This window comes from Oribacterium sp., from assembly GCF_057249185.1.
On sequence record NZ_DBHIGR010000011.1, the window covers coordinates 1 to 19,093 of the forward strand.

18 protein-coding genes are annotated in these 19,093 nt (G+C 41.4%); all 18 read left to right on the top strand.

Going from position 1 to position 19,093, the window contains the following annotated elements:
• The first annotated feature begins 126 nt into the window (after nt 1–126).
• Complete coding sequence (locus tag ACO4PX_RS01405; RefSeq protein ID WP_485571048.1) at nt 127–699, top strand: regulatory protein RecX; 573 nt, start codon at nt 127–129, stop codon at nt 697–699.
• Between the two features lie 93 nt (nt 700–792).
• The gene (locus ACO4PX_RS01410; RefSeq protein WP_472451155.1) at nt 793–1,260 is read left to right on the top strand and encodes an ORF6N domain-containing protein; all 468 of its coding nucleotides are present in this window, start codon (nt 793–795) and stop codon (nt 1,258–1,260) included.
• 26 nt (nt 1,261–1,286) lie between these two features.
• The gene (locus ACO4PX_RS01415) at nt 1,287–1,799 is read left to right on the top strand and encodes a hypothetical protein (protein WP_472451154.1); all 513 of its coding nucleotides are present in this window, start codon (nt 1,287–1,289) and stop codon (nt 1,797–1,799) included.
• Between the two features lie 136 nt (nt 1,800–1,935).
• Entirely contained in the window at nt 1,936–2,244 is a 309-nt protein-coding gene (trxA, locus tag ACO4PX_RS01420) for a thioredoxin (RefSeq protein ID WP_040648759.1), read from the top strand.
• Between the two features lie 165 nt (nt 2,245–2,409).
• Nucleotides 2,410–3,324: an NAD(P)/FAD-dependent oxidoreductase gene (locus ACO4PX_RS01425; protein WP_308578724.1), complete on the top strand. Its 915-nt coding sequence runs from the start codon at nt 2,410–2,412 to the stop codon at nt 3,322–3,324.
• Nucleotides 3,325–3,768 carry a MarR family winged helix-turn-helix transcriptional regulator gene (locus tag ACO4PX_RS01430; protein WP_315270551.1) on the top strand — a complete coding sequence of 148 codons (444 nt, stop codon included), beginning with the start codon at nt 3,325–3,327 and terminating at the stop codon, nt 3,766–3,768.
• Between the two features lie 96 nt (nt 3,769–3,864).
• Complete coding sequence (gene glf / locus ACO4PX_RS01435; protein ID WP_472446479.1) at nt 3,865–4,986, top strand: UDP-galactopyranose mutase; 1,122 nt, start codon at nt 3,865–3,867, stop codon at nt 4,984–4,986.
• Between the two features lie 148 nt (nt 4,987–5,134).
• Complete coding sequence (locus ACO4PX_RS01440) at nt 5,135–6,181, top strand: sensor histidine kinase (protein ID WP_472446480.1); 1,047 nt, start codon at nt 5,135–5,137, stop codon at nt 6,179–6,181.
• Nucleotides 6,182–6,216: 35 nt separating this feature from the next.
• A complete protein-coding gene (locus tag ACO4PX_RS01445; RefSeq protein WP_007157052.1) occupies nt 6,217–6,918 on the top strand; it encodes a response regulator transcription factor in 702 nt (233 codons plus the stop codon).
• A 496-nt stretch (nt 6,919–7,414) separates the two neighbouring features.
• Nucleotides 7,415–10,048, top strand: a complete 2,634-nt coding sequence (gene ppdK, locus ACO4PX_RS01450) for a pyruvate, phosphate dikinase (RefSeq protein ID WP_007157051.1) — start codon at nt 7,415–7,417, stop codon at nt 10,046–10,048.
• Nucleotides 10,049–10,265: 217 nt separating this feature from the next.
• A complete protein-coding gene (locus ACO4PX_RS01455) occupies nt 10,266–10,721 on the top strand; it encodes a DUF4869 domain-containing protein (RefSeq protein ID WP_007157050.1) in 456 nt (151 codons plus the stop codon).
• Between the two features lies 1 nt (nt 10,722).
• Nucleotides 10,723–11,703, top strand: coding sequence for a hypothetical protein (locus ACO4PX_RS01460; protein WP_007157049.1), 981 nt, complete (start codon nt 10,723–10,725; stop codon nt 11,701–11,703).
• Between the two features lie 150 nt (nt 11,704–11,853).
• Nucleotides 11,854–12,330, top strand: coding sequence for a hypothetical protein (locus tag ACO4PX_RS01465; protein WP_007157048.1), 477 nt, complete (start codon nt 11,854–11,856; stop codon nt 12,328–12,330).
• A 126-nt stretch (nt 12,331–12,456) separates the two neighbouring features.
• On the top strand, nt 12,457–14,481 hold the full coding sequence (locus ACO4PX_RS01470) for a polysaccharide biosynthesis protein (RefSeq protein ID WP_485571051.1): 2,025 nt from the start codon (nt 12,457–12,459) through the stop codon (nt 14,479–14,481).
• Nucleotides 14,482–14,658: 177 nt separating this feature from the next.
• The gene (locus ACO4PX_RS01475) at nt 14,659–16,602 is read left to right on the top strand and encodes a sugar transferase (protein WP_485571053.1); all 1,944 of its coding nucleotides are present in this window, start codon (nt 14,659–14,661) and stop codon (nt 16,600–16,602) included.
• A 4-nt stretch (nt 16,603–16,606) separates the two neighbouring features.
• On the top strand, nt 16,607–17,743 hold the full coding sequence (locus ACO4PX_RS01480; protein WP_485571055.1) for a glycosyltransferase family 4 protein: 1,137 nt from the start codon (nt 16,607–16,609) through the stop codon (nt 17,741–17,743).
• Between the two features lie 28 nt (nt 17,744–17,771).
• On the top strand, nt 17,772–18,803 hold the full coding sequence (locus ACO4PX_RS01485) for a WaaS/CpsH family glycosyltransferase (RefSeq protein ID WP_485571057.1): 1,032 nt from the start codon (nt 17,772–17,774) through the stop codon (nt 18,801–18,803).
• Nucleotides 18,804–18,836: 33 nt separating this feature from the next.
• The coding region (locus tag ACO4PX_RS01490; RefSeq protein WP_485571059.1) for a hypothetical protein at nt 18,837–19,093 on the top strand (257 nt) is incomplete at its 3' end.

The following is a 19,093-nucleotide window of genomic DNA, read 5'->3' on the forward strand; positions in this document are numbered from 1 at the left end:
GTACCGACGGGCTCAGACTACCCCTCATTTAGACCTATATTGCCGAAATCTATTTTTTTTTTTTTTTATTTTTTACAGCCCCTTTTTCCTAAAGCTTTATCAAGAGTAGACAAAAGGAGGAACAACTTGAAGGAATGGAATCCGGAGGATTTATCGGGTACCTTAAACCCCTTACGAAGAGAAAGTCTTTCCGAGGAGGAAAGGCTCTATAACCGATGCAAAGAAAGAAGCCTTTATCTCTTAACAGGGGCGGCAAAGACCGAACGAAGACTTCGGGAAAAGCTGCAAAAATCCGAGCATTATACAGAAGAAATTATAGAGAGAACCCTTTCCTTTCTTAAAGAATACGACTACATCAATGACTATCGCTATTGTATGCAATATTTGGAGGAAAATGCTCATCGCCGTTCCGCAAAGGATATGCAGAGTAAGCTTTATGGTAGAGGCGTTGACGGATCTGTGATTCGAGAAGCCTTGGAGGATTTTCAAAAAAAGCATAGAGAAGAGGGAGAGGAAAGCTCCTTTGAAGAGCAAAGAGAAACTGATCCGGAAAGAATTGCTTTAAAGCGTTGGCTGGAGAAGAAAAGCAGAAATATAGATTTGTCAGATTGGAAGGAGAGGCAGAAGCTTACAGCCTCCCTGCTTCGAAAAGGATTTTCTTACAGTATGATTCAGGAATATTTGCAGCAGGAGGAGTAGAAAACTATAAACAATAGAGGATATATTTTCCAAACCCAAGTGAGAAGTTATCACTTGGGTAATACAGATAAAGTATATCGGAAGGGGAAGTTTATGGAGGAATCAAAAGAAAAAAATATTGTAATAGATAAAAATACAATTAAAGAAAAGGTTTTCAATATTAGACATCAAAAGGTTATGCTTGATTTTGAACTGGCTGAAATATATGGTTATTCTACAAAGAGATTTAATGAACAAGTGAAAAACAATGCTGACAAGTTTGATGAAGATTTTATGTTTCAACTATCAAAGGATGAGTGGGAAATTTTGAGGTCGAAAAATTCGACCTCAAATTCAGAGCAGGGATCCGGCGGTAGAAGATATCTCCCCTACGCTTTTACAGAACAAGGAATTTATATGCTAATGACTGTATTAAAAGGGGAACTTGCCACAAAACAAAGCAAGGCATTGATACGAATGTTTAAGCAGATGAAGGATTTCCTTGTTGAAAACAGTGAGTTTATCGATGCCAAAGCGTTTATACAAGTAGCAGCACAGACGACACAGAATACCAGAGAATAGCAACACTTAATAGTAAGATAAGCACTTTGGCATCGAAGGAAGACTTTAAAAAAGTAATGGATAACTTTATAGATCCGAATAGCTATAAACATTTTCTGCTGATGAACGGAGAGAAGATTGAAGCTGATCTTGCCTATACTACAGTATATAAGTCTGCAAAGAAAAGCATTTTCTTAATTGATAACTACATAGGTCTAAAAACACTGGAATTATTGAGGGCTGCTAAAGATAATGTTGAAATTATAGTCTTTAGTGAAAATTTGAAAAACAAGGATATGCTCACGCAGAGTATTTTAAATGACTTTAAACAAGATTATCCCAACATCCAATTGAAAATAAAAAACGCAGGAACAATGTATCATGATAGATATCTTGCTATTGATTATGGAACAGATTATGAAGCCTTTTATCTTTGCGGATCATCTTCGAAAGATGCAGGAAATAAAATATCTACAATATCCAAAATAGAAGAGTCTTTAAGAGATATGTATCATGACCTGTTTAAAGGAATGCTAAATAATGCAGACTTACAAATTTAATGCTATACAGGAGGATACTCTGTACTTTATAAACTCTTTAGAAATGAGAACTTGACATATCCTATTTAATTGCGTACAATCAAACCTGTAAAGAAAATCAATAATTACTTTTATAATTGTTTAAGGAGGAATGAATATGTCAGCACCAAATATTACTGCAGCAGAGTTTGAAGAGAAGGTACTACAGTCCAAGGAGCCGGTATTAGTGGATTTCTGGGCAGACTGGTGTGGACCTTGTAAGATGCTTTCTCCAATTATCGGAGAGATTGCAGCTGAGGCACAGGGCTTTAAGGTATACGCGGTTAATGCCGATGAAGAGCAGGACTTGATGGCTCGCTACGGTGTTCGTGCTATCCCAACCTTAATCGTATTTAAGGATGGCCAGGTCTACAAGCAGAATACAGGATTTATTCAGAAGGAACAGGTTTTAGATCTTTTAAAGTAATTTAACGGAGCATATTTTCTTTAAAGAAGGAAAGCAGTCTATTCTTTAGGGAAGATGAGTAGTTTGGGTCATAAGATATATCCTCTATAAGGAGGGGAAGAAGAGGGTGACTGCGGTCGCCCTTTTCTTGTAGAAAAGCAGAGTCATAGAAAGGAAAGAAAAACAATGCATGATATTATCATTGTAGGAGCGGGAACAGCAGGATTATCCGCTGCTATTTACGGACTGAGGGCCGGAAAAAGCGTATTGGTTTTAGAGCAGGCTTCTTACGGCGGACAGATTATCAACACTCCGGAAATTGAAAACTATCCGGCCATCCAGAAGATTTCCGGTTTTGAGTTTGCTACCAATCTTTATAATCAGGCAAAAAATCTGGGCGCAGAGTTTGCTTTTGAGAAGGTTGAGGGAATTGAAGACAAGGGACAGTTCAAGGAAGTAAAGACTAAGGATAAGAGCTACGAAGGAAAAACCGTAATACTTGCTACCGGTGCCAAGAACAGAAGCCTTGGCGTGGAAAAGGAAGAGGAACTGGTGGGAAAGGGCATTTCCTACTGTGCAACCTGTGACGGAATGTTCTACCGTGGCAAGGTGGTAGCGGTAAACGGCGGCGGAAACACAGCAGTGGAGGATGCTACCTTCCTTTCCGACTATGTGCAGAAGGTTTATGTGATTCACAGAAGGGACGAATTCAGAGCGGACAAGGCGGAAGTAGATCGTTTGGTTGCAAAGCCCAATGTGGAACTGGTTTTGAATTCCACCGTAAAGAGACTGGAAAGTGATGCCTCCGGTTTGACCGGTGTTGTAGTGGCGAACAAGGATGGAGAAGAGAGAACCCTGAAGGTGGACGGTTTATTTGTGGCCATCGGACAGGCGCCGGACAATCAGGCCTTCTCTGAACTGGTAGAATTAGACGGTAAGGGATACATTTCTGCAGGGGAAAGTACCTTGACCAAGACTCCCGGCATTTTCACCGCAGGAGATTGTAGAACCAAGGCTATCCGTCAGCTGGCAACAGCAGCTTCCGACGGTGCAGTAGCAGGACTTGCAGCAGTAAGCTATATTAATGAAAAAGGACTATAAATGAAAGCAGATCACGACTTAAGTTTGAGACTGGAAAACCAGCTTTGTTTTCCTCTTTATGCATGTGCAAAGGAGGTAACAAGAAAATATAAGCCGTTTTTAGATCCCTTGGGTTTGACCTATACCCAGTATATTGCCATGATGGTGCTTTGGGAGAAAAAAGAAGTGCGGGTAAAGGATTTGGGAGAAGCCCTATATCTGGATTCCGGAACCTTGACGCCCCTTTTGAAAAGATTGGAGCAGAAGGGGTTACTCACACGCTCTCGCAATCAGGAGGATGAGAGAGCTCTTTGTGTGCGCATTAGTGCAGAGGGAGAGGCACTAAAGCAAAAAGCCTTGAGCATTCCGGAGGGGATGCGGGCTTGCATATCTCTTAGCGAAGAGGAGATGCAGGTATTGAAGAAATTATTGCATAGAACCTTAGAGGGATTGGAGGAGGACTAAGGTCCTCCTTTCTTTTTGTTTTTCCGCTATCGTTCTTCTGAAAGCTTTGGTAAAATAGGGAGCAGTGAATTGGTCGAGACAAGATTGGAGGAATAGATGGCAGAGTTTGATTATCTGGTAGTGGGTGCAGGACTTTTTGGCGCTGTTTTTGCTAGAGAGGCAAAGGAACGGGGGAAGAAGGTTCTGGTCATTGACCAAAGGAATCATATTGGGGGAAATGTTTACAGCTATGAGAAAAATGGTATCATGGTTCATCATTACGGTGCCCACATTTTCCATACCAACAATGAAGAGGTTTGGCAGTATGTGAACCGCTTTTCGGAATTTAACCGCTTTACCAATGCCCCCATTGCCAACTATAAGGGAGAAATCTATTCCCTTCCCTTTAATATGTATACCTTCAATCGGATGTGGGGAGTTACCCGCCCTGAGGAGGCCAAGGAGAAAATTGAGGCAGAACGGAAGGCCGCGGGAATTAGCGAGCCTAAGAATCTGGAAGAGCAGGCTATTTCCCTGGTGGGAAGGGAAATCTATGAGAAATTGATTAAGGGCTATACCAAAAAGCAGTGGGGCAGGGATTGCAAGGATCTTCCGGCCTCCATTATCAAAAGACTTCCGGTACGTCTAACCTATGATAACAACTACTTTAACGCCCTATATCAGGGGATTCCCAAGGCGGGCTATACCAAGCTGGTGGAAAATATTCTTGCCGATATCCCCGTGGAACTGTCTCAAAACTTCTTTGAGAATAGGGAAATGTGGATGGAAAAGGCGGAGAAGATTGTATTTACCGGTCCTATTGATGCCTTTTACGAGTACTCCTTGGGAGAGTTGGAATACAGGAAGGTGGATTTCGTGGTGGAAGAGCTTCCTATAGAGAATTATCAGGGAAATGCCGCGGTGAATTACACTGATGAAGAAAGTCCCTACACCCGCATTATTGAGCATAAGTGGTTTACCTTCGGAAAGGACTTGGAAGGGAAAGATATTCCTAGCACCATCATTTCCAAGGAATACAGTGCAGAGTGGAAGAAGGGGGAGGAACCCTACTACCCGGTAAATGATGAAAAGAACCAGGCTTTGTATCAGCGGTACAAGGCCCTTTCCGAAAAGGAAGAAAAGGTACTTTTCGGCGGACGATTGGGAGAGTACAAGTACTACGACATGGATATGGTAATTGCCTCCGCCTTAGACTTTTCCCAAAAGCATATAGGATGAGTGTCGGCTCTGCGAAGTTTCATTAGATAAGGCTTGGAAAATAGCAGAATAGATTAGCGGATATAAGCATAAATAGTCTTTATATCACAAGTAGCCTGTATCATAAGTAGTCAAGAATATAAAAGCTATTATCGGAAAGGAGGAGACTATGAAACCCATCGGGCTTATGGGACGTGTGGCGGTAGGATTTGTGGTAACCACCCTTTTGCCTATTCTTTTATTTTATCTCTCCTTTCTGAAAATTCTTCGTATAGGACAGGGGATTTTTATCCTGATTTTTGCGGGATTATTTTTTATCGCTTGGATTTATAACGGTATTGTAAAGCCTGTGGATGAACTGAAAAATGCGGCGAAGCGTATCGGAGACGGAGACCTGGACTTCAGTTTGGAGGCGGAAAGTCACGATGAGTTCGGAGAGCTGACTCAGGCCTTTGAGAAAATGCGGATTCGCCTAAAGCAAAATCAGGAGGAAAAACTAAAGGACGAGCAGGAAAACCGGGAGCTTGTCACCAATATTGCCCACGACTTAAAGACTCCCATTACCTCTATCAAGGGTTATGCGGAGGGAATCCTGGACGGGGTAGCCTCCACCGAGGAGAAAAAACGAAAATACATCCAAACCATTTATCATAAGGCTGTGGAAATGAATCGCCTGATTGATGAGTTGAATTACTACGCCAAGATAGAAACCAATAGGATTCCCTATCATTTTTGCCAGTTGCCCGCCTTGGAATATTTTCAGGATTTCAGTGTGGAAGTGGCCATGGATCTGGATGCCATGGGTTATCAGTTTGAAACGGACTTTCTGGTGGAAGAATCTGTGGAGGTGATTGCAGATCCGGAGCAGCTTAGAAAGGTACTGAACAATATCATTTCCAATGCCATTAAATATATGGACAAGAAGGATCCGAAGATTCGCTTCGTACTTTCCGATGCGGGAGATTTTGTGGAGGTGGAGATTTCCGATAACGGAAAAGGAATCGAGAAAAAGGATTTACCCAATATTTTTGAACGATTTTTCCGAACAGATGCCGCCAGAAATACGGAAACCGGCGGTTCCGGCATCGGCCTGTCTATCGTAAAAAAAATCATCGAAGACAGTGGCGGCAGAATCTGGGCGGAAAGCGAACTGGGAGAGGGGACGAGTATCCATTTTGTTCTACGAAAATGCTTTCCCCAGACAAGAATCCATTAAAACAAAGTAAATAGAGAAGCAAGAAAGGAAAGTCTATGGAAGAGAAGAAGAAAATTTTGATTGTGGAGGATGAAGCCTCCATTGCAGAGCTGGAAAAGGATTATTTGGAGCTGTCCGGCTTTCAGGTGGAGACCGAGGGAGACGGAGAAAAGGGCTTAAAGAAGGCGCTGGAAGGAAATTATGATCTTTTGATTTTGGATTTGATGCTGCCGGGAAGGGATGGCTTCTCCATTACCCAGGAGGTACGAAGCAAGAAGGACATCCCTATTTTGCTGGTTTCCGCAAGAAGAGATGATATTGATAAGATTCGTGGTTTAGGCCTTGGGGCAGACGACTATATGACCAAGCCCTTCTCCGCCAGTGAGCTGGTAGCCAGAGTGAAGGCTCATTTGGCAAGATACACAAGACTTCGGGACAGCGGTAAGGAAGAGAATGAAATCATTGAAATCCGAGGCTTAAAGATTGATACCACTGCCAGAAGAGTATTTGTAAACGGAGAAGAGGTGCCCTTTACCTCCAGAGAGTTTGATCTTTTAGCCTTTCTTGCGGCTCATCCAAACCGGGTATACACCAAGGAAGAGCTGTTCCAGGAAATCTGGAAAATGGAGTCCATAGGAGATATTGCCACCGTTACCGTACATATCAAGAAGCTTCGAGAGAAGATTGAGATGGAAAATGCGGTGAAGCCACAATACATTGAAACAATCTGGGGTGTGGGATATCGCTTTAAAGCATAGGAAATAGAAAAAAGAGTTCGGAAAAGAAAATCATTAAGAATCAAGAGCACTTCCCGGCATAGTCACTTTGCACGCAGGGCACGCTCTCGCTAACTTCGCCTTCGCAGGGGTACTAAGCGAAAAACTGCAGTACCTTTGTTTTCCGCAAGTACCCGCGGGCTCAGATTGCCCTGCATCGCAAAATAACTATGCGGAAAGTAAGCAATGATTTTATAAAATTGCTTTTTTCGGGCTCTTTTTTTCTTGTTCATTTCCTATACTTTTAAAGCGATTTTTGTCTTTGTGTAGTGGTTTGTGAGGAATCTCTGAATTTAGCTGAATTTAGCTGAATTTACCTGAATTTACCTGTTTCCTCCCTTTACTATCATTTTATTCTTGTTTATAATGACGGAGTATGATTTTCGTATTTTATCACGAACAATCTGACAACTACTTCAAATGACGGGAATGAAAAAAATTTTTTCCATTTTCCCTAATCGATTAAGGAGGATGCACAATGGCAAGAAAATGGGTTTACCTTTTCAAAGAAGGTGATGCAGGCATGCGTGAGCTTTTGGGTGGTAAGGGAGCGAACTTGGCGGAGATGACCAAGATCGGTTTACCGGTTCCTCAGGGATTTACCATTACTACCGAGGCTTGTACACAGTACTATGAGGATGGCAAGACGATCAATGACGAGATTCGTGAGCAGATCGATGCACACATCCTTAAGATGGAAGAGATTACAGGAAAGAAGTTTGGAGATCATGAGAATCCATTGTTAGTGTCCGTTCGTTCCGGAGCAAGAGCTTCCATGCCGGGTATGATGGATACCATCTTGAACCTTGGTTTAAATGAAGATGTTGTTAGAGTTTTGGCTGAGAAGTCCAACAATCCAAGATGGGCTTGGGACTGCTACAGAAGATTTATCCAGATGTACTCCGATGTAGTTATGGAAGTAGGAAAGAAGTACTTCGAAGAGCTTATCGATGAAATGAAGGCAAAGAAGGGCGTTACCCAGGACGTTGACCTTACTGCAGAGGACTTACACGAGCTGGCTGAGCAGTTTAAGGCAGAGTACAAGTCCAAGATCGGTTCCGACTTCCCCTCCGATCCTAAGGAGCAGCTCTACGGGGCTATCATGGCGGTATTCAGAAGCTGGGATAACCCAAGAGCCAACGTTTACCGTAGAGACAACGACATCCCCTACTCTTGGGGTACCGCTGTAAACGTTCAGTCCATGGCTTTCGGAAACATGGGTGACGATTGCGGAACCGGTGTAGCATTTACCAGAGACCCCGGAACAGGAGCAAAGGGATTGTTCGGTGAGTTCTTAACCAATGCACAGGGAGAGGACGTAGTAGCCGGTGTTCGTACTCCTATGCACATCAATGAGATGGAGCAGAAGTTCCCTGAGGCCTTCAAGCAGTTTACAGAAGTTTGTCAGATTTTAGAGAAGCACTATAGAGATATGCAGGATATGGAGTTTACCGTAGAGCACGGAAAGCTGTATATGTTGCAGACCAGAAACGGTAAGAGAACCGCTCAGGCCGCATTAAAGATTGCTTGTGATTTGGTAGATGAAGGAATGCGTACCGAGGAAGAGGCAGTTGCTATGATTGATCCTCGTAACCTGGACACCCTTCTTCACCCACAGTTTGATCAGAAGGCATTAAAGGCAGCTACTCCTCTTGGAAAGGGACTTGGCGCATCTCCCGGAGCTGCTTGCGGTAAGGTTGTGTTCACTGCTGACGATGCGGAAGTTTGGGCAGCACGTGGAGAAAAGGTAATCCTGGTTCGTTTGGAGACATCTCCTGAGGATATCACCGGAATGAAGGTGGCTCAGGGAATCCTGACCGTTCGTGGCGGTATGACTTCTCACGCAGCCGTAGTTGCAAGAGGAATGGGAACCTGCTGCGTATCCGGACTTGGCGACATTGTCATGGACGAGGCAAATAAGAAGTTCACTTTAGGAGGAAAGACCTTCCACGAGGGAGACTTCATTTCCTTAGACGGCTCTACCGGAAATGTTTATGACGGCGTTATTCCTACCGTGGATGCTTCCATTGCCGGAGAGTTCGGAAGAATCATGGCTTGGGCTGACAAGTATAGAAAGCTTGCCGTTCGTACCAATGCGGATACTCCTCAGGATGCTAAGAAGGCAAGAGAGCTTGGTGCAGAGGGAATCGGACTTTGCCGTACAGAGCATATGTTCTTCGATCCCGAAAGAATCTTCGCTTTCCGTGAGATGATCGTATCCGACACCAAGGAAGAGAGAGAAGAAGCATTAGAGAAGATTCTTCCCTACCAGCAGGGAGACTTCGAGGCACTCTATGAGGCACTTGAGGGCAATCCTGTTACCATCCGTTTCTTAGACCCGCCTCTTCACGAGTTCGTTCCACAGGAGGAAGAGGAAATCGAGAAGCTGGCTAAGGCAAAGAACAAGAGCGTACAGGAAATCAAGGACATCATCACTTCCCTGCACGAGTTCAACCCGATGATGGGACACAGAGGACTTCGTCTTGCTGTTACCTATCCTGAAATTGCCGTTATGCAGACCAAGGCTGTTATCCGTGCGGCAATCAACGTACAGAAGAAGCATCCTGATTGGAAGATGAATCCGGAAATCATGATTCCTCTTACTTCCGAAGTGAAGGAGTTCAATGTTGTTAAGAAGGTGGTTGTAGAGACTGCTGATGAGGAAATCAAGAAGGCCGGCGTAAATCTTGCATACCAGGTAGGAACCATGGTGGAAATCCCAAGAGCCTGCCTCACTGCGGATGAGATTGCGAAGAATGCAGACTTCTTCTGCTTCGGAACCAACGACTTAACCCAGATGACCTTCGGCTTCTCCAGAGATGACGCAGGAAAGTTCCTGAATGCTTACTATGACAATAAGATTTTCGAGTCCGATCCATTTGCTAAGCTGGATCAGGTTGGTGTAGGAAAGCTGATGAAGATGGCTATCGAGTTAGGAAAGCCTGTAAATCCGCACTTACACGTAGGAATCTGTGGTGAGCACGGTGGAGATCCTTCTTCCGTTGAGTTCTGCCATGATATCGGACTGGATTATGTTTCCTGTTCTCCATTCCGTGTGCCGGTAGCACGTCTTGCTGCAGCACAGGCGCAGATTAAGAATCCAAGAAAGTAATCGGCTTATCGGGTTAAGACTTAAATAAAGTCAGTACAGCACGATGTTAAGGCTGTTTGTACTTTTCGAAGAATGAAGTATAGAAAAGGCGTATCCTTTAAGGGATGCGTCTTTTTTATTACTGTGAATAAGAAAAACTTAAATTCAAGATTTAAGGAAAATGTGATAGGATAGCTTAGAATCGTGTGGTCAAGACTCTAGCTTAGGAGGAAGTACTTTGTTAAAGATTTTTTTCGGAGAAATGGAAAATGCAATTTATACGCCTTCAATATACTTTAACAATCAATATGAGGATGAGTGGCTGGAAGAGGACTTGGCAAAGGCAATGATAGAAGATGTGGATCAATCCAAGGTGGTTAGTAGCCATCTAATTGAGAGTCCGATATTGGGACCGATTCCCCCTGAAAGGCTTTCCGGGGGAGTCAAGACCCTTTTGCTGATGGCTTTTGATAACAGCGGACATATCTTTAATGGATCGGCTTGCGGAGATAATTGCGCCAAGTGGATTTCTACCATTGCGTCTCATAAAGATTTAACCATTAATTTGCATCACATCATGGATTTTAGCACTGTGGAAGGATTTTCCGCATTTATCTTAAATACCGGCAATATGGTAAAAAGCTACAAGGCGTATTTAGAGGAAGCTATTAAAATTCCTTTGGAGGACTTCTAAAATGAAGGGAATGCACCACATTGTCATACAAAATAAGCGGATTCGCTTTGCATTTTCTATAAAACGAAATATCACTATTATTCGAGGGGATAGTGCTACAGGAAAAACAACGCTTTTCTCAATGATTGAAGAATATGGAAATCTTGGCAAGGATTCTGGCGTGCAAATTCAATGCGATAAGGCCTGTGTAGCTCTTTCCGGAAAATATTGGCAGGAAACACTGGAAAATATTCATGATTCTATAGTCTTTGTTGACGAGGACAGCAGGTTTTTAAAAACTAAGGATTTTGCAAAAAGAATTCGTAATTCCAATAATTATTATGTGTTGATTACCAGAGAAAATTTACCTGCCTTGCCTTACTCCGTGGAAGAAATATACGGGATTCATTGTTCGGGAAGATATATGGATACAAGGCAGGTATATAACCTGTTTTATAAGATATACTCGGAGACAAATCCCGGAAAGATTTTGGTAAAGTCCTTAATAACGGAGGATTCTCAAGCAGGATTTACCTTTTTTTCTCAGGTTTCCAAGACAAGGGGGATTTGTTGCGAAAACGCAGGGGGAAAATCCAATATTCTAGGGATTTTACAAAAAAGATTGCTTGATAAACAGCAGAAAGAAACATTGGTGATAGCGGATGGAGCAGCATTTGGGCCGGAAATGGCTCATATTTCTCAATTACTTAGGGGGAATGTAAATATCAAACTCTATCTTCCGGAATCTTTTGAATGGCTTTTATTGTATGCGGATATTTTAAATAAACCGTCCATTAGACAAAAGCTTGAAGAAGCGGAAAATTATATTGAAAGTGAAAAATATTTTAGCTGGGAAAGATATTTTACAGATTTACTAATGGAAGAAACAGAAGATTCCCCTTATCCCTATGACAAGTCGAATCTGAAGGATTTTTATCTTCAAGATAAGATTGTTCAAAAAGTGTTGGAGGCAATGGCGCCAATCTGCTTGGCTAAAGAATAGATGTATCAGTATAATAGTGCTCTTATAAAGTCTCTAAAATAAGAGAATGTGATTCATAAAAAATTGCTAAAAAGTCTGTTCAATGCTATACTGCTTTAGCATATAAGATAAAAGAGAATATATAGAAAAATTAATTTTTAAGGAGTTATCATGTTGAATAGAAGAGGATTTTTATTATGCCTTTTGGCATTATTTTTTCTTGTTTCCTGCAAACCCAAGTACGGAGTGAATTCTGCTCCAAATTTAACCACAGCGGCTGCTGATCAGGTCATTCTTATCGATTTCGACCAGATTTCCGACGATGTGATAGATAGCATGGATCCTGAGGACTTCCCTTTTGTAAAGAATCTGACGATTTCCGGAAGTAATGATACCCATATGGTAGAAGTCAATGCGGAAATTGTGGACAATGTCAGCAATGAAGCCCTGACCATTTTCTTGGATCAGCTGATGCGGGAGATTTCCAATGCCGCAGCAGTACAGGATTTCCGTTATAGTAAGTCCACAGACGACAGCTATGGAAGCTTCTTCCAAAAATACGGTATACACTATGTAATCACCAAGGGTGAAGAGACGGTAGAAGATGTTACCGTGCAGCCGGGAGAAAGCTTCCCCTTCACTGCGTAAGAATAACAAAATCAGCCACTCGGAGCAGGAAAAACAAGTTTTCGTTTCATCGCCCGAGAAAAAAGAGTGAACAGATTTTTTTAACAACAAGTACAAGGACTGTAGCAATAGGAGAAATCATTCTTCATGGAAAATACTAAGGACAAGATGTCTAGCGAGAATATAGATAATCAAGATGGGGGGAAAGTGCCCCAACGAGAAAAGAAAGGGCAGGGCTTTCGATTAGAGCATTGGCATATCATTGCTTTGGGACTGATGCTTTATGATTCCCTTGCCCTCAGCTTTTCCTATTTGATTGCCCTTTGGCTTCGCTATGATTTGCGCTACAGCACCATTGATCCTAGATATATAGAAGGCTGGAAAGCGTTTCTTCCCTTCTATATCCCAGGCTCCTTGGCGGTTTTTTGGTTTTTAAAGCTTTATAAAAGCATCTGGCGCTTTGCCAGTTACTCCGAGCTTCTTCGGGTAAGCATGGCCACCGTCATTTGCTCCATGTTTCATATCATCGGCATCACGTTTTTTTGGGGAAGAATGCCCATTTCCTACTACGTCATCGGGGCCATTTTACAGTATCTGGCGGTACTGGGCATTCGCTTTTCCTATCGCTTTATCCTGCTTCTCCGAAAGGTCAATAACAAGAAAAGCCATCATCGGATTATGGTGATAGGCGCAGGAGCCGCAGGGCAAATGCTGATTCGTGATATTCAACGCTCCGGAGAAGTGGACGGGGCGGTAGTTTGTATTATCGATGACAACAAAAACAAATGGGGAAGACTGATTGACAATATCCCCGTGGTGGGAGGAAGAGAAAGCATTTTGGAGGCGGTAGAAAAATTTGCCGTGGATAAAATCTTCTTAGCAATTCCTTCCGCTACTGTTTCTCAAAGAAGAGATATTCTGCAAATCTGTAATGAAACCACCTGTGAGCTGAAGAATCTTCCTGGAATGTATCAGTTGGTTACCGGACAGGTCAGTGCCAGTGCCATGCGGAAGGTTTCCGTGGAGGATTTACTGGGAAGAGATCCGATTAAGGTGGATCTTAGGGAAGTATTCTCCTTTATTAACGGAAAAACGGTATTGGTTACCGGCGGCGGAGGCAGCATCGGCTCGGAGCTTTGTAGGCAGATTGCAGGCCACAGCCCTAAGAAACTGATTATCTTCGATATCTATGAGAACAATGCCTACAATATCCAATTAGAGCTACGGGAAAATTTTCCGGAGCTGGATTTACTGGTGTTGATTGGATCCGTACGAGACTCCCGGAGAATGTTTCAGATTTTCAAGGAGTACAGACCGGAAATCGTTTATCATGCGGCGGCTCATAAGCATGTGCCCTTGATGGAGGACAGCCCCTGTGAAAGCATTAAGAACAATGCCTTAGGAACTTACAAGACTGCTTATGCGGCTATGGTAAACGGTTGCAAGCGTTTTGTGCTGATTTCCACGGATAAGGCGGTGAATCCTGCCAATATTATGGGGGCCAGCAAACGACTTTGCGAAATGATTATCCAGGCCTTTGACAATAAGATTAAGGCAGGACGGGTACAGGATATCCCCCAGCTCTTCACCCATAAGGGCATGGAGAATGCGGATAAAGACGGAACCGGAGCAGTGTTCCAGGATATCCAGACGGAATTTGTGGCGGTACGCTTCGGAAATGTATTAGGCTCCAACGGCTCCGTCATTCCCATCTTCAAAAAGCAAATCGAAAAGGGAGGGCCGGTAACGGTGACCCACCCGGATATTATTCGTTATTTTATGACCATCCCTGAGGCGGTAAGCCTTGTTTTAGAGGCGGGGACTTTCGCAAAGGGGGGAGAAATCTTTGTCTTGGATATGGGAAGCCCGGTTAAGATCGATACCCTGGCCAGAAATCTGATTCGCCTTTCCGGATTTAAGCCGGATATCGATATTAAGGTACAGTACAGCGGACTCCGCCCGGGAGAAAAGCTATACGAAGAAAAGCTGATGGCGGAAGAGGGCTTGCAGAACACCGCCAACGAGCGTATTCATATCGGAAAACCATTAAGTTTCGATATTGATGCCTTCCTTGGAAAGGTGGACGAGCTGATGGAAGCTGCCTACAAGAACAAGGAGGATATCCGGGAAATGGTAAAGGATATTGTAGGGACCTATAAGCCGGCGGAATAAGGAAAAATTTTAGGCAGTACCTATATTCTTGTGAAAAAAAGCAGAATGCTAAGAAGAAATAAGTTTGTAGAATAAGAAGCTGGGAAATAGGAATCTAAAAAACAGGAAACTACAAAACAGGAATCTACAAAATAGGCACAAAGCGATGGAGACTGTAAACAAGAGAGTGGAGGAGTTATGCGGAACCATAAAGATAGCAATCAGAAAGCTTGGATAGCGCTTATCCTGGGAGGATGTCTGGCAGGCCTTACTCTCTTACTTTCCCTATGGAAAAAGAAGTCTTGTTCCTCTGCACTTTCCAGTGAGAATAAGAAGCCTTGCCGGCAAAATAAAAATACTTCTATTTTTCGACATAAGAAACGAGAAAATCAATCTTCCGAATACCGGAATCCCTTTGAGGGAAAGAAGGTTATATTCGTGGAAAACCCTTTTGAAGCGGAAAATGCAGACGGGGTAAGAGGGCATCTGGAAGCGGTAGGAGATAGTGACTATATTCCTAACTTCTATACAAGAGTAATTAAAAGGGGAGGAGATACTATCCTCTCCGCTTTTGCTTTGATTTTACTGTCTCCGGTTTTTCTTTTCCTCTCCATCGCTATATTTTTGGATGATCCGGGGCCTATCTTTTTCACCCAAAAGCGTCTAGGGAAGAATAAACGCTATTTTCCTCTGCATAAATTCCGTAGCATGAAGATGTGCACTCCCCACGACACCCCAACCCACATGCTGGAGAATCCGGAGCAGTATATTACTCGCATGGGTAAATTCCTTCGGGCTCATTCTTTAGACGAGCTTCCCCAGATTTGGGATATTTTTGTGGGAAATATGTCTATCATCGGGCCAAGACCGGGCTTATGGAATCAGGATTTACTTACGGCAGAGCGAGATAAATACAATGCCAACGATATCCAGCCGGGGCTTAGCGGTTGGGCGCAGATTAACGGCAGAGACTCTATAGAAATTCCGGATAAGGCTAAACTGGACGGGGAATATGTGGAGAAAATCGGATTCCTTATGGATCTGCGTTGTTTCTTCGGAACTATTTTTTCCGTGCTCAGAAAAGACGGCGTGGTAGAAGGGGGGACGGGACAGTTGAAGCAGGCAGGATCTGTTGATAAGGACAAAGACGGGTCAGAAGTAGAATGTGATTTGAAAGGTAAGCAAGATAAGCAAGCCATTCGTATTTTAATTACCGGCGCTCATTCCTACGTAGGAGAACAGGTCGAGCAATATTTAGAAGAGTATAATCAAAAGCTATTTCCCGATTATCCTGCATCAAGACGATATTTAATAGACACGATTAGTTTATTTGGAGATGAATGGAAAAAGATAGATTTTTCTTCCTACGATGTGGTTTTTCATGTGGCAGGGATAGCGCATCAGGATGATGACACAAAGGGAGTAAAAAAAGTAGCTCATGGAAAAGACTCAAAGGATAATGAAAATAGTCCGGAGGCAAAGTATTATGCAGTAAATCGTGATCTTGCGATTGCATGTGCAAAAAAAGCAAAAGCAGAAGGCGTTAAACAATTTATTTTTATGAGTTCCATGATTGTATATTCAGGGATAGAGCAAGATTGTATTACTTTAAAGACTCCGATGAAGGCTCAAAACTATTATGGAGATTCAAAGCTGCAGGCCGATTTGACTTTACAGGAAATGCAATCAGATCAATTCAATGTTGTTATTCTTCGTCCACCTATGATTTATGGGGAGGAATGTAAGGGAAATTATCCGAAGATGGTCAAATTAGCCAAGATGCTACCATTTTTTCCGGTAGTAGGGAATAGGCGCTCAATGCTTTATATTGGAAATTTGGCCGAGTTTATAAGGCTCATGATTGAAAATAAGGAAAGAGGGATATTTTTCCCACAAAACAAAGAGTATGTTGATACAGGGGAGATGATTCGGGAAATTGCAAGAGTACATCACTGGACATGTTTCTCCGTACCGGGAACAAAAACACTTATTCATGCATTACAATTCGTGCCGGGAAAGATTGGTACTTTAGGGAAAAAGGCATTTTCTTCCAGATATTATCGAGAAGATTGTTCCCGGTATATAGAAGATTATCAAATCTTTTCTTTTAAGGAGTCTATTCGAAGAACAGAGGGAAGATAGATTTATGGAAAAAAGAGTCTTAATATTAGCTTCTGTTGCATCAATGATAGGGCAGTTTAATAGAGACAATATATCTCTTCTACAGGAAATGGGATATAAAGTTGATGTTGCATGTAATTTTAAAAACGGAAGTACCTTTTCCGAGGAAAGTGCTAAACAGCTAAAAAAAGAGTTAATAGAACAAGGTGTAAGGTGTTTTCATGTAGATTTTTCTCGTTCTCCGGTTCAAATAGGAAAGCATGTTCAATGCTATCGTACAGTGAAACGACTGATGATTGAAAACCAATACCTATTTTGCCATTGTCACAGTCCAATTGGTGGAGCTATCGCAAGAATTGCCGGGCATGCAACAAAAACAAAAATAATTTATACAGCTCATGGATTTCATTTTTATAAAGGAGCAAGTGTTTTAAACTGGGCTATTTATTATCCAATAGAGTTACTTTTATCTTATTGGACCAACTGTCTCATTACCATCAATAAAGAAGACTATTACCGCGCAAAATATAAATTTCATGCAAAGAAAACGGTATATATTCCGGGAGTAGGAATAGATAGTAAAAGATTCCAAAATTTAGGCATTTCCAGGGAACAGAAGAGGCAGGAGCTAGGACTTTCCAAGGAAGATATCTTTATCCTATCTGTCGGGGAATTAAATAAAAACAAGAATCATGAAGTTGTAGTGCGGGCTTTAGCCGGATTGAAGGGACAAAACATTGTTTATATGATTGCCGGTGAAGGAAATCAGAAAGAGCATTTAAAAACATTGGCAGAGGAAAATGGCGTTTCTCTCCGCTTGCTTGGTTTCAGAGAGGATATCTGCTCTCTTTTGGAGGCTGCTGATGTATTTGCCTTTCCCTCTAAGAGAGAAGGACTTTCCGTTTCGGTGATGGAAGCCATGTTTATGAAAAAACCTGTAATTGCGTCCAAGATAAGAGGAAATACAGATTTGATTAAAGATGGTGAAAATGGTTTATTGGTACATCCAAATACGGTGAAAGTATGGGAGCAAGGCTTATATAAAATGCTGAATACTATGAATTCTTATCGTTTAGGAGAAAAAAAGAGATTGGAACCGTTAGAAAAGAATAGTATTCATGAAAAGATGATATGCATATACCAAAAAGTAAATAATAATTGAATCACTTTCGATATAGTGGAAGTTAAAAATGATTATGGTATTAGATAATAGAGGTAACATGGAATTTAAAGGAGTAAAAATGAAAGGTAATTATAAATTTGTCTTTATAGGGCTGGATTCTATAGAAAATAAATATTTATATGGAGGCTTTGATGACCATAGTTATTCCACTGCTATCTTTTTGCCAAATTTCTGTAGGAAGGTAGCAAAGGCCTGGACAATATATGGGAATAATCAGTCTAAGATAAAAAAAACAATATCCTTTTTATATTTTGATCGATTTATAAAGACCAAAATCAATCAATTGGGATGGAAAGTTGATGACAACATTATTTTTATTATTTACAGTTGGGATTATGATAGCTATGGGCACGTATTAACACAATATTTAAGAAGTCATTTTTCCAATGGTAAATTAGTTTGTTATTTTATTGACTTGATTAAACGCCACAATTTGATAATAGAAGAAGTAAGAAAACAGTTTGACTTGTTGGTAACATTCGATGAAGTAGAAGCGGAAAAATATGGGATGTCATATTGCTTGGAACCATTTTCAATGCATTTATTGAAAGAATTTCCAAGAAATAGGGAATTTAAATGGGATATAACACTTGTTGCTTCTGCTAAAGATAGATATGAACAAATTATAAAAGCATTTGAGCTTTTTACTAGCAAGGGGTTTATTTGTGACTTCCATATAACTCAAGTTCCCGAGAGGGAAAGATTATATTCAGACAAGATACATTATGGGAGTTTAGCGTTTGAAGAAGTACTATCTCACGTTGTTCAATCTAGGTGTGTATTAGAATTGATACAAAATAATGCATATTCGCCCACAACTAGATTTTCAGAGTCAATGCTATTAAATCGAAACTTACTTACAAATGCTCCATATTTTAAAGAAAAAAAAGATATATTCCCGAATGTTATATTTTTTGAAAATTTAGAAGATATTCCTTTTGATCGAGTGAAAAATAAATTAAATAATGTTAGCAAAAATTATGAGGATTTTTTTTCTGAAAAAAGGATGATGGAAACTATTTTGAGCAATTTACCCTAGGAGAAATAAGTTATCTTTGGAGGAAATAGTGCAATGAAGGTGCTATTAGGGATTGTACTAGTTGTTATATTAGTTAGTGGATTTATTAGAGCAAAAAACACCGGAGACATTTTTAATCCTAAAATTATTTTTGCTTTTCCCATTTTTGTTTCTTTTTGTGTGAATTTGGTGTTTTATGATTCAAAAATGTCTATTTCTGAAGATGCATATTTTATATATATGACGAGTGTAGCTTGTTTTTGCATTGGATTGTACTTGATGATTTTCATCGTTCATAAAACTCATCATCT